This is a genomic window from Streptomyces sp. NPDC052773 (genome assembly GCF_044547145.1).
Classification (GTDB): domain Bacteria; phylum Actinomycetota; class Actinomycetes; order Streptomycetales; family Streptomycetaceae; genus Streptomyces.
Genome location: NZ_JBITZX010000004.1, coordinates 216,407 through 228,143 on the forward strand (window position 1 = coordinate 216,407; position 11,737 = coordinate 228,143).

Annotated in this window: 9 protein-coding genes and 1 pseudogene; 4 read left to right on the forward strand and 6 right to left on the reverse strand. The window is 71.3% G+C overall.

From position 1 onward, the window contains the following. The first annotated feature begins 26 nt into the window (after positions 1 to 26). Positions 27 to 1,913, forward strand: a complete 1,887-nt coding sequence (locus tag ACIG0D_RS11435; protein ID WP_399799271.1) for an NAD-binding protein — start codon at positions 27 to 29, stop codon at positions 1,911 to 1,913. 39 nt (positions 1,914 to 1,952) lie between these two features. Here the strand turns inward: ACIG0D_RS11435 and ACIG0D_RS11440 are convergent, their stop codons facing one another. From ACIG0D_RS11440 to nhaA, 3 genes are all read right to left on the reverse strand, one after another. After that, on the reverse strand, positions 1,953 to 3,443 hold the full coding sequence (locus tag ACIG0D_RS11440) for a SulP family inorganic anion transporter (protein ID WP_399798645.1): 1,491 nt from the start codon (positions 3,441 to 3,443) through the stop codon (positions 1,953 to 1,955). A 400-nt stretch (positions 3,444 to 3,843) separates the two neighbouring features. Continuing rightward, the gene (locus ACIG0D_RS11445; protein WP_399798647.1) at positions 3,844 to 4,977 is read right to left on the reverse strand and encodes a site-2 protease family protein; all 1,134 of its coding nucleotides are present in this window, start codon (positions 4,975 to 4,977) and stop codon (positions 3,844 to 3,846) included. Positions 4,978 to 5,036: 59 nt separating this feature from the next. Continuing rightward, a complete protein-coding gene (nhaA, locus tag ACIG0D_RS11450) occupies positions 5,037 to 6,425 on the reverse strand; it encodes a Na+/H+ antiporter NhaA (protein ID WP_399798650.1) in 1,389 nt (462 codons plus the stop codon). Positions 6,426 to 6,831: 406 nt separating this feature from the next. On the opposite strand from nhaA, the gene ACIG0D_RS11455 reads away from it, so the two are divergent. Both ACIG0D_RS11455 and ACIG0D_RS11460 read left to right on the forward strand, forming a co-directional pair. Beyond that, positions 6,832 to 7,917: a PucR family transcriptional regulator gene (locus tag ACIG0D_RS11455; protein ID WP_399798652.1), complete on the forward strand. Its 1,086-nt coding sequence runs from the start codon at positions 6,832 to 6,834 to the stop codon at positions 7,915 to 7,917. Positions 7,918 to 8,060: 143 nt separating this feature from the next. Next, the gene (locus tag ACIG0D_RS11460) at positions 8,061 to 8,558 is read left to right on the forward strand and encodes a DinB family protein (RefSeq protein WP_399798655.1); all 498 of its coding nucleotides are present in this window, start codon (positions 8,061 to 8,063) and stop codon (positions 8,556 to 8,558) included. A 171-nt stretch (positions 8,559 to 8,729) separates the two neighbouring features. On the opposite strand, the gene ACIG0D_RS11465 is transcribed toward ACIG0D_RS11460, so the two are convergent. Then, a complete protein-coding gene (locus tag ACIG0D_RS11465; protein ID WP_399799311.1) occupies positions 8,730 to 9,350 on the reverse strand; it encodes a hypothetical protein in 621 nt (206 codons plus the stop codon). Between ACIG0D_RS11465 and ACIG0D_RS11470 the strand changes: the two are divergent. Then, a pseudogene (locus ACIG0D_RS11470) lies at positions 9,309 to 9,536 on the forward strand (potassium-transporting ATPase subunit C); the annotation flags it as partial. The gene ACIG0D_RS11465 and the pseudogene ACIG0D_RS11470 overlap by 42 nt on opposite strands. A gap of 49 nt (positions 9,537 to 9,585) precedes the next feature. On the opposite strand, the gene gap reads toward ACIG0D_RS11470, so the two are convergent. Then, positions 9,586 to 10,584 (reverse strand): type I glyceraldehyde-3-phosphate dehydrogenase, encoded by a 999-nt coding sequence (gap, locus tag ACIG0D_RS11475; protein ID WP_399798658.1) that lies wholly within the window; start codon positions 10,582 to 10,584, stop codon positions 9,586 to 9,588. Between the two features lie 133 nt (positions 10,585 to 10,717). Next, the gene (locus tag ACIG0D_RS11480) at positions 10,718 to 11,674 is read right to left on the reverse strand and encodes a GlxA family transcriptional regulator (RefSeq protein WP_399798660.1); all 957 of its coding nucleotides are present in this window, start codon (positions 11,672 to 11,674) and stop codon (positions 10,718 to 10,720) included. Between the last annotated feature and the right edge of the window lie 63 nt (positions 11,675 to 11,737).

Consider the following 11,737-nt stretch of genomic DNA (forward strand, 5'->3'; position numbering starts at 1 on the left):
CCCGTCGCCGGGCACTGCACGGACACATGGTGGTGTGCGGGGACGACGCCCTCGCCGAACGTCTGGCCGCCGACCTGCGCGAGCTGTACCGCAAGCGCGTCACCGTCGTCGTCCCGTCCCTGCCGGGCGATCGCCGGGCCGGCGTCGGCCCGGCGGGACGGACCCGCACGGCCATGCTGCTCGCCCGGATGCAGACGCTCGTCAACAGGACCGCCGCCGCGCCCGTCGCGTCCGGCGTACGCGTCCTCGAGGCACCGCTCCTCGACGAGGAGACCCTGGCCGAGGCCGGTGTCGCGCAGGCCGACGCCCTGGCGCTCGTGCACGACGACGACGAGACCAACATCCGCGCCGCTCTCGCCGCCCGTCGGCTGAACCCCCGGCTCCGCCTGGTCATACGGCTCTACGACCGCAGACTGGGCCGGCATCTCGCCGACCTGCTGGACCAGGCCGCCATGGTGGCTTCCCCCGGCCTCGACCCGACGGCCCTGGACACCTCCACCACCGTCCTGTCGGACGCCGACACCGCCGCACCGGCCCTGGCGGCCTCGGCCGTCGCCGGAACCAGCAAGGTGGTCCAGGCCGACGGCCTGCTGCTGCGCGCCGTGGAACGCACGCCACCCGCTCGCGGCGAGGTCGCCGACCCGGGCCTGTGCACGCTCGCCCTGCTGTCCTCCACCGCCGGCGACCCGGCGGGCACGGAGGGATCCGAGGGGAGCGGACAGGAGGGACCGCTGCTGCTGCCGGACGACCGCACCGTGGCCGCCGCCACCGGACGCGGCACCGTGGTCCTGGAAACCGTCTCCCACGCCGGGCCCACGCGCCCGACCGGCCGGCCGGCGCGGCGCGCCCTGCCGTTGGGCTCGCTGTTCTCGCGACGGCTGCGCTGGTCCCTGGCCGGGCTGGTGCTCTGCGTCGCGGGCCTGGCCGTGGCCTCGTGGCTGACCACCGGCGACCACCCCCTGCACGCCGCGTACCTCACCCTCCTCGACCTCCTCGCCATCGGCGACCCCGCCACCGGAGAGCCCACCGCTCGCCGGATACTCCAACTCCTGTCCGGGCTTGCCGGACTCCTCCTGCTGCCCGTCCTGCTCGCGGCCGTGCTGGAAGGGCTCGGCACCTTCCGCACCGCCTCCACGCTGCGCCGCCCGCCCCGCGGCCTGTCGGGCCACGTCGTCCTCCTCGGCCTCGGCAAGGTCGGTACCCGGGTCCTGGCCCGCCTGCGCGAACTGGGCATCCCCGTGGTCTGCGTCGAGGAGGATCCCGAGGCGCGCGGCATCCCGCTCGCCCGCCGCCTGCGCGTACCGGTCGTGCTCGGCGACGTCACCCAGGAAGGCGTCCTGGAAGCCGCCCACGTCCACCGCGCGCACGCCCTGCTCGCCGTCACCAGCAGCGACACCACCAACCTGGAAGCCGTCCTCCACGCCCGCTCGGTCGCACCCCGCCTGCGCGTGTCGCTGCGGCTGTACGACGACGACTTCGCCACCGCGGTCTACCGCACCCTGCGCGCCGCCCACCCCCGGGCCCTGACCCGCAGCCGGAGCGTCTCCACCCTCGCCGCCCCCGCCTTCGCCGGAGCGATGATGGGCCGCAGGGTCCTCGGTGCCATCCCCGTCGAGCGGCGAGTGCTCGTCTTCGCGGCCCTGGAAGTGGCGGGCCACCCGGAACTGGAGGGCCGTACGATCGCCGAGACGTTCCGCCCGGGCGCCCGGCGCGTGCTCGCCATCGACTCCGCCGCTCCCGACGAGCGTCTGCCCGACCTCGCGGCGTCCCCCTCCGACGACGGCACCGACCACCTCAGCGGCCTCGTCTGGGACCTCCACCCGGGATACGTCCTGCGCCCCCAGGACCGCGTCGTCCTCGCCGCCACCCGCCAGGGCCTCGCCGAACTCCTCGGCGCCCGGCCGCTGAGGTGATCGAGGTGACCGAGGCCGGCCCCGGCAGGTCGATCAGTCTCAGTGGCCGGCGGCGAGCTCACCGCTGAGCTTGGCGCGCAGAGCGGCACTCGGGGGGTTGAGACCGGTGATCTCGACGGTCTTGCCGCGCTGGGCGTACTTGGCCTCGATCGCGTCCAGGGCGGCGACGGAGGAAGCGTCCCAGATGTGCGCGGAGCTGAGGTCGATGATCACCTGGTCCGGGTCGGTGGCGTAGTCGAACCGGCCGACGAGGTCGTTGGAGGAGGCGAAGAACAGTTCGCCGGTGACCCGGTAGACGACCGTGCTGCCGTCGGGGTCGGTGACGGAAGTGACCTCGGCGAGGTGGGCGACGCGCTTGGCGAAGACGACCATGGCGGTGATCGAGCCGACGACGACGCCGATGGCGAGGTTGTGGGTGGCGACCACACAGGCGACGGTGATCACCATGACGGCGATCTCCCCGGCGGGCATCCGCTTGAGGGTCCTGGGGGCGACGGAGTGCCAGTCGAACGTCGCGAACGACACCATGACCATGACGGCGACCAGTGCCGCCATGGGGATGTCGGAGACGAGCGGGCCGAAGACGATGCACAGCACCATCAGGAAGGCACCGGCCAGGAACGTGGACAGACGGGTGCGGGCCCCGGACACCTTCACGTTGATCATCGTCTGGCCGATCATGGCGCAACCGCCCATGCCACCGAAGAAACCGGTGACGATGTTGGCGACGCCCTGGCCGATCGACTCGCGCGTCTTGTCGGAGTGGGTGTCGGTGATGTCGTCGACCAGCTTGGCCGTCATCAGCGACTCCATCAGGCCGACCAAGGCCATCGCGAACGCGTACGGGGCGATCGTCGTCAGCGTGTCCAGCGTGAACGGCACGTCCGGCAGCCCCGGCACGGGCAGGGAGGACGGCAGTTCGCCCTTGTCACCCACGGTCGGCACCGCGATCCCGGCCGCGAGCGTGATGACGGTCAGGATGACGATGGAGACGAGCGGGGCGGGGATCACGGTGGTGATCTTCGGGAAGAACACCATGAGGGCCAGCCCGCCGATGATCAGCGGGTACACGGCCCACGGGACGTCGCGCATCTCCGGAATCTGGGCCATGAAGATCAGGATGGCCAGGGCGTTGACGAAGCCGACCATCACCGAGCGCGGGATGAACCGCATCAGCTTCGCCACCCCGACCGCGCCCAGGACGACCTGGAAGACCCCGGCGAGGATGACGGCGGCGACGAGATGGCCGAGGCCGTGCTCACGGTTCAGGGGCGCGATGACGAGCGCGACGGCACCGGTGGCGGCGGAGATCATCGCCCGCCGGCCACCGACGATCGAGATGACGACCGCCATGGTGAAGGAGGCGAACAGGCCGATCGCCGGGTCGACACCGGCAATGATCGAGAACGAGATCGCCTCGGGGATCAGCGCGAGCGCGACGACCAGTCCGGCGAGGACCTCGGTGCGCCAGACCTTCGGGTCGGAGATCCAGTCGGGCTTCAGGCCACGCAGGCGCGCGACCGGGGACACAGCAGTGGCAGCGGAGGACAAGGGAGACGGAACCTGTCGTGCTCGGGCACGCCCCTACGGCAGACCGGGGTGTGCGGGAGGACGCGGAGTGGCCGGGCCGGCACCCCGCGGACGGCCCCGTGTGTACGGAGCCGGAAGTCGAGGACGGACGGGGCGCGGCCTGCGCAAGGGCGCGGCGTTACCTCACGTCCGGGGGCGAAGCCTCACGGCGGGCAGGCGGCGGCGCCGGGCGTCATGGGCTCGCGCACGCTTCTCTCCTGCAAGAATCGGATCTTCGCCGGGGGCACCATCGGCCCCGACACGGCAACGGCGAGGCACCGGCACGGCAACCTCACCACCGGCAACTCTACCCACCGCAGATCCGCGAAGCGGCAAGGGACCGCCCTCCGGGAGAAACCGGTCACTGGTCGTCCGTACCGCGGAGTGTGTGGCGCTGGACGATGCGCGCGAAGTCATCCCCGGTGATGATGCCCACCGGCCGCTGCTCCCCGTCGACGACGAGGATCGGCAGGCCACGCCCCGGGGAAAGCTCCTCGAACACTTCTGCCAGCAGGTCGTCCGGGGCACAGGAAGCGCACCGCGAGGCAGGGGTGGCCACGTCGCGCACGCGCACTGTCTCCCTCTGCGACGGGGGAACTCTCGCGAGGCGCGGGAGGCGGAGCAGACCGCTGGGGCGTCCTTCGAAGTCGGTGAGCACCAGGGTGGAGTGGTGGGACCGCACCGCCACTTCATCGATGCAGCGTTGGACGGTCAGCCAGTCCTGGCATGTCTCCACGGGGCTGGACATCGCATCGGCCGCCCGCAGCCCGTGCAGGGCCGGGGCGATCGTGGCGTGCTGGCGTTCCGCGCCGGCGACGAACATCAGGAAGAGGCCGATGAGCGTGAGCCACAGGCCGGACAGGGCACCGCGCAGGATGGCGATCCAGCCGAGCGCGATGAGCAGGACGCCGAGGATCTGCCCCCCGCGTGCGGCCGCTCGTTCGGCCCGGTCCCGGTCTCCCGTACGCCACCACCACAGCGCCTGGACGACTCGGCCGCCGTCGAGCGGCGCGGCGGGCAGCAGATTGAACACGGCCAGGAAGAGGTTCACCCATCCCAGCCACAGCAGGACGGCTGCGGGCAGGCCCCGACCGGACACCGCCTCCAGGCCGATACCACCCCCGAGCGCGACCGCGCCGATGATGAGGCTGGCCAGCGGACCGTTGACGGCGATCAGGAAGGCCGCACCGGCCGTGCGCGGCCTGCCCATCTCGGTCATTCCGCCCAGCGCCCACAAGGTGATGCCGTGAACCTGGCTGCCCTTCCTGCGCGCCGTGATCGCGTGGGCGGCCTCATGAGCCACCAGACTGGTCAGGAGCAGCAGGGTTCCGGCCAGTCCGGCAAGGGTGTAGCCGACGTTCGCCTGGCCGGGAACCCTGGCCGGCAGGGTCTGACTGCCCAGGCTGTATCCGAAGAGCAACAGGAGCAGGGGCACGCTCCAGTGGAGGCGCAGCGGCACCCCCAGAAGGCGCCCCATCCGTACTGAGCCGTTCATCGCTTTCTCCTTCCACCAGGGTAGGAGCCGGAGAACGCGGCGCTCCCGGACATGGACGGTCAGTTTCCGGATGCTCCGGGGCCGGCGGATCCGCCGCGCCCGCGGCCGTGGCGGTCCCGGTTCCCGTCCGGGGACCTGCCGCGGTCTCGGGACGAGGCCGGGTCGGGCCGCTGATAGATGTCGGGGATGCCGTCGGCGTTCTCGTCACGGTTCTCCTCCTCGTACAGCCGCCGGTACTTGTTGTTCCGGAGCCGCAGCATCAGACAGGCCAGGAGCGCCGAGGCCAGGGATCCGAGGAGGACGGCCGCTTTGATCTGTTCCTGGTCCGCAGGGTCGGGATAGGCCAGTTCACCGATGAGCAACGAGACGGTGAAGCCGATGCCGGCCAGCATGGACACGGCCAGCAGGTCCGCCCAGGCGAGATCCCGGCCGAGTCGTGCCCTGGTGAAGCGAACGGCGAGGTAGGAGCCGCCGAGGACGCCCAGAACCTTGCCGACCGCCAGGCCCAGCGCCACACCCAGAGGTTCCGGTTCGGTGAGCACGTTGCTCAACGAGTCGCCGCTGACGCTCACGCCGGCGGCGAAGAGCGCGAACAGCGGTACGGCGACTCCGGCGGAGACGGGTCGCACCAGGTGTGAGATCCATTCGGCCGGGCGCCGGCCCTGCTCGCCGTCCTCGGCCACGCGCAGCAGGAGTCCCATGGCGACGCCGGCCACGGTGGCGTGGACACCGCTGGCGTGCGTCAGACCCCAGATCACCAGGGCGAGCGGCAGGTACCAGTACCAGCCGTGTACCTGCCTGCGGTCGTGCAGGTGGAAGAACAGTCCCAGCCCGAGCACGGCACCGATGAGGGCCGCGAGGTTGATCGTCGAGGTGTAGAAGACGGCGATGACGACGATGGCACCCAGGTCGTCGACGACGGCGAGGGTCAGCAGAAAGGCACGCAGCGCGGACGGCAGATGCGTGTCGATCACCGCCAGCACGCCCAGCGCGAAGGCGATGTCGGTGGCCATGGGAACGGCCCAGCCGTTCCATGTTCCGCCCATGCCGGTGGCAACGAGCCCATAGACCAGGGCGGGTATCGCCATGCCGCTGATCGCCGCGAGCACCGGGAGCGCGGCAGTTCCCGGGTGCCGCAGCTCGCCGACCACCAACTCGCGTTTCAGCTCCGCGCCCGCGACGAAGAAGAAGATCGCCAGCAGTCCGTCGGACGTCCAGTGGGCCACGGACAGGTCCAGGTCGAGGGCCGCGACCCCGAAGTGGACGTCACGTACGGCCTCATAGGTCCCCTTCCACGGCGTGTTGGCCCACACCAGAGCGATGACGGCCGCGGCGAGCAGCACCACACCGCCCACCGTCTCCGTGCGCAAGGCGTCCGCGACGAACCTGCGCTCGGGCAGCGGGAGATGACCGAGGACGATGCGCTTTCTGCGGGTGCGTCCGGGCATGCGGCGGGCCTTTCTCCGCCGGGAGGCGTGGAGCCGAGTGAGTGATCGCCTGCGCGCGTCAGGTTCGGCCCTGGGTACGGACGAGGTCACCGGGGTGCGGGTGCTCGGTCGTCCGAGTCGACCTCATCCTGGGGGAACCGGTGGTTCAGCGCCTCCATGAGAGCGACCAGCTCGGGGAAGATCAGGCTGGAGTTCCGCTGTGCTCACTGATTACCCCCGGGCATCGGCCGGACGCCTGCCGGACCTGCACAGACAAGGACGTCTCGACCTCTCCGCTTTTGCCGCACTTCGGCAAAATGGGAGCATGCCGACGGTGAAGCGACCCGAGGACCGGCGCCCTGCGGCACCAGGTGCCAGGGCGGCAGCACCGGATGCCTCCCTCACCGCGGGAGACTCACCTCCGGCGGTGGCCCTGGACTCCTGCCTGCGACAGCTCACCAAGGCCTCTCTCGGCAAGCGACGACTGTCCGAGGAAGATCTCGAACGGCTCCGGCAGCTCGCCGCCACAGCGGCCGGCAGAGGAACGGCCTTGCGATCGCTGGTCGCCGAGTACCTGGCCTCGGCAGGCCGGGTCTGGGCGGACCTGGCGGACTCCCGGAGCGTGGGACAGACGGAAGACCTCAAGGAGGTCGGTGCCGCTCTGATCAGGGCGATCGGTGACGCCACGGTCGCGCTGACCCAGGGGTACGAAACCGCTCACCGCTCGGCCATCCGGGGCGAGGAGGCGATGCGGCGGGAGTTCGTCGACGACCTCCTGGACGGCCGAACCGGCCTCGGCCGCCTCGCCGAGCGGGCAGAACGTTTCGGGCTGCGGCTGGTCGGCCCGCACACCGTGGCCGTCGCCCGGGCCGGAAGGCCCTTCGGAGCGGGAGACGACACCACCCGTTATGTCGAAGAGGCGATGACCTCCCGGTTCACCACGGAGGATGTCCTGATCACCGCCAAGGACAGCCTGCTCGTGTGTGTGTCGCCGGGGGCCCTTCCCCAGGTTCCGGAGTTCTTCGCCACCGCGGTGCGCGACGCTGTCGCCGAGCAGTGCCGGATCGCCGTCAGCCGCCCCCGCCCGGGCCCCAGCGGCATCGTCCGCTCGTACCAGGAGGCGCGCAGCACCCTCGACCTCGCCACCCAGCTCGGTCTGACGACCTCGTGTGTCCACGCCTCGGAACTGCTCGTCTTCCAGGTGCTCGGGAGGGACCGCGCCGCCATCACCGACCTGGTGGCCACCGTTCTCGGCGGCCTGGGGGCCGCACGCGGCGGGCCCAGGGCGCTCCTGGACACCCTGGCCGCGTACTTCGCCAGTGGCTGTCTCAACTCCGCCACGGCACGCCGGCTCGGGGTGAGCGTCCGTACCGTGACCTACCGGCTCGCCCGCATCCGGCAGCTCACCGGACACGACCCGACCGATCCCGACCAGCGGTACATCCTCCAGACCGCCGCACTCGGCGCCCGCCTTCTGGACTGGCCGACACGTCCGCTTCAGCCCTCGGAGTGACTCGTCGGCCTTCTTGCCGCAGGCAGCCATCGACCGATCACCACTCGAGACAGTCGTCAACGCCGCCGAAACCTTCACCGCTTGGGTGCGCTCTGCCCAAGTGGGACCTCACAGGAAGAACCGAGCGCTTTATCGTTGCGCTCATGCTCTCCCAGCCTTCGATGGAACCCGCCGTCTTCCACGCCGCGCTCCGCGATCAGTTCGAGGTGTTCCTCGACGAGCATCGGTCCGCCCTGCACGACAGCCTGAACGGGCTCACCGAAGAGCAGGCACGCCGGTCGCTGGTGGCGTCCAAGACCACGCTGCTCGGTCTGGTCAAGCACGCCACGTTCGTCGAGAAGGTCTGGTTCGACGAGGCCATCACCTGTCGGCCCCGTGCCGAGATCGGCATTCCCGACACGCCCGACGAGTCGTTCGACCTCCACGACGACGACACCATCGCCTCGGTCCAGGACGCCTACCGGCAGGCCTGCGCGGACTCCCGCCGCGCCACGGAGAAGCTGACGCTGGACGACCTCGTACGAGGCAACCGCCGGGGCCCACTGCCGCTGCGCTGGGTCTACCTCCACACCCTGCGCGAACTGGCCGAGCACTGCGGCCACGCCGACATCCTCCGCGAGCAGATCCTCAGCGGCGCGTAGCAGCACGGCGGAGGGAGCGGTGTCCGTGCGCTGTCGCCCCCCCCGCCACGCGACGGCGCACGAGGCGCGGAAGCTCATGCCTGTCGACCGGCCGGTCAGGACGGTCCCGCCGCAACGCGGCCTCCACTTCGGCGAGTTCCTTCGCCGGGTCGGCCATCCGGGCCAGGACGGTCAGGTCGTCCTGGCTGTAGCGGGTGCGTACGTCGTCGCGTCGTGGTGCCCCGGCTCGGCGGCCATCCGGTACCAGTGGTCGCGCAGCGCGGGCCTGCCTAGCGAGTTGAACAGCTCCGCGAGGTCGTAGGCGGCCTCCGGGTCGCCGGCCTGGGCGGCGGGCTCGATCCAGCGGAGCACGTGGCGGTCGGCCGCGCCGGCCCAGTCGCGGAGGATCTTCCCGTACGCGTACGCGTACGAGGCGTGGACGTCACCCGCCTCCGCGCGCTCGCGGAGTCCCGGCAGCCTGCGCAGGTCCTTGCCGGGCGCGACGCCGCCCGCCTCGCGTATCGCGGCGATCCGGTCGAGCTGCGCGACGACGTCCTCGTCGTCCTCGCCGACCTGACGGAACCAGCGTTCGGCCTCCTCGTACCGCCGCTGCCGCTTGCAGAGGAGGGCGAGGTTCCACTGGGCGGCCGGGTGCCCGGCGCCGGCCGCGATCTCATACCAGTGCTCGGCCACGAGCAGCTTGCCGAGCTCGATCTCGCAGTCCAGGTTGCGGCCGTTCTCCCAGCCGCGCCGGAACCATTCGGAGGCCTCCGGGACGCGGTCACCGGCTCCGCCTCCGCGATCGACCCGCACATCTCCCCGCAGTACGCGGCCATCCAGGTCAAGCGGGTGGCCGAACACAACGGCCTGAACGTCACCCAGGTCCGGCAACCGGTCGACGACCACACCGAGCCCCGCACCGCCCGCTTCCTGGGCGAGCCACACGTCAACGTGCTGAAGCTCGACATCGCGCTCAGGGAACTCACGGAGAAGAGCTGAGGGGGGTCATCCCAACCCTGGGGAGCCGGCGGAACTTGTGTGACTCCGGTCAGCGGGTCGCGAGGAGTTCGAGGGTGTCGATCACGCGGTTGGAGAAGCCCCACTCGTTGTCGTACCAGGCGACCACCTTGACGTGGCGGCCGTCGACGCGGGTGAGGGCCGAGTCGAAGATCGACGAGGCGGGGTTGCCGGTGATGTCGGACGAGACGAGCGGGTCCTCCGAGTATTCGAGGATGCCGGCGAGCCGTCCCTGCGCCGCGGAGCGGTACGCCGCCAGCACGTCGTCGCGTGTCACCTCGCGGGCGACGGTCGTGTTGAGTTCGACGATCGAGCCCACCGGCACCGGTACGCGGATCGAGTCGCCCGACAGCTTGCCGTCGAGGTTCGGCAGCACCAGGCCGATCGCCTTGGCGGCGCCGGTCGTGGTCGGCACGATGTTGACGGCCGCGGCCCGGGCGCGGCGGGCGTCGCGGTGCGGACCGTCCTGAAGGTTCTGCTCCTGCGTGTAGGCGTGCACCGTCGTCATGAACCCGTGCTCGATACCGGCGAGTTCGTCGAGGACCGCGGCCAGCGGCGCGAGCGCGTTGGTGGTGCAGGAGGCGTTCGAGACGATCGTGTGCACCGCCGGGTCGTAGGCGTCGGTGTTCACCCCGTACGCGAGCGTGACGTCGGCGCCGTCCGACGGCGCGCTGACGAGCACCTTCTTCGCGCCCGCGTCGAGGTGGGCGCGGGCGGCCTCGGCCGAGGTGAAGCGGCCGGTGGCTTCCAGGACGATGTCGACGCCGAGTCCGGCCCACGGCAGCCGCGCCGGTTGGCGCTCGGCCAGCACCGTGATCCGGCGGCCGTCCACGACGAGGGCGTTCCCGTCGACGGTCACCGGGCGCCCGAGCCGGCCGGCCGTGCTGTCGTAGGCGAGCAGCCGGGCGAGAGCGGCGGGCTCGGTGAGGTCGTTGACCGCCACGATCTCCAGGGCGCTGTCGCGCTCCAGCAGCGCGCGCAGCACATTGCGTCCGATGCGGCCGAATCCGTTGATGGCGATGCGAGTCATGAGTGACGTCCCTTCCCTTCGCCACCAGGCTCGCCCGTGGCTCCCGCCGCTGACAGTGGCGACATCGCCACGGTTCAAAAGGATCTCGCCACTGTCAGCGGCGCGGGTCACTCGCTCCGGTCACTCGCTTTCCTCACTCGCCCCGCGTGAAGGTGCGCCGGTACTCGCTCGGTGTCGTGCCGAGAATGCGCTGGAAGTGCAGACGCAGGTTCGCGCCGGTGCCGAGCCCGACGTCGGCGGCGATCTGCTCGACGCCGCGCTCCGAGCGTTCGAGCAGTTCACGGGCCAGGTCGATGCGGGCGCGCATCACCCACTGCATCGGCGTGTAGCCGGTCTCCTCGACGAAGCGCCGGGAGAACGTGCGCGGCGAGACCCCTGCCTGCCGCGCCAGTATGTCGAGGGTCAGGGGCTCGCCGAGACGGTGCAGCGCCCACTCGCGGGTGGCGGCGAACCGCTCGCCGAGCGGCTCGGGCACGCTGCGCGGCACGTACTGCGCCTGGCCGCCGCTGCGGTAGGGGGCGGCGACCAGACGCCGGGCCGCGTGGTTGGACGCCGCCACCCCGAGGTCACCGCGCAGGATGTGCAGGCACAGGTCGATGCCGGAGGCGGCGCCGGCCGAGGTGAGCACGCTGCCCTCGTCGACGAACAGCACGTTCTCGTCGACCCGGACGAGCGGATGCCTGGCCGCGAGCGCCCGCGTGTAGTGCCAGTGCGTCGTGGCGCGCCTGCCGTCGAGCAGTCCCGTCGCGGCGAGCGCGAAGGCACCCGTCGAGATGGCGGCGAGCCGCGCGCCCCGGTCGTGGGCGGCGATCAGCGCGTCGACGACGGCTTGCGGCGGGTCGTCGCGGTCCGGGAACCGGTAGCCGGGGACGAAGACGATGTCGGCCCACGCGAGCGCGTCGAGGCCGTGGGCGACGTGGTACGCGAGACCGTCGCCGCCGGTCACGAGACCGGGCGTCGCCCCGCACACCCGCACCTCGTACGGCATGCTCGCGCGGGTCGTGAACACCTGCGCGGGAATGCCGACGTCGAGCGGCTTCGCACCCTCCAGCACCAGGACGGCGACACGACGCAGACGGGAGGCTGGCACAGGAAGAGGTTACGCCCGGTGTGAGCCGTGAAGACCAAGCAAGAACCGGTCGCCAACCCAGCC

Coding starts and splice junctions, on each gene's coding strand:
- ACIG0D_RS11435 (WP_399799271.1), top strand. CDS start 27: ATGGTGGTGTGCGGGGACGACGCCCTCGCCGAACGTCTGGCCGCCGAC.
- ACIG0D_RS11445 (WP_399798647.1), bottom strand. CDS start 4,977: ATGAACGGCTCAGTACGGATGGGGCGCCTTCTGGGGGTGCCGCTGCGC.
- nhaA (WP_399798650.1), bottom strand. CDS start 6,425: ATGCCCGGACGCACCCGCAGAAAGCGCATCGTCCTCGGTCATCTCCCG.
- ACIG0D_RS11460 (WP_399798655.1), top strand. CDS start 8,061: ATGCTCTCCCAGCCTTCGATGGAACCCGCCGTCTTCCACGCCGCGCTC.
- gap (WP_399798658.1), bottom strand. CDS start 10,584: ATGACTCGCATCGCCATCAACGGATTCGGCCGCATCGGACGCAATGTG.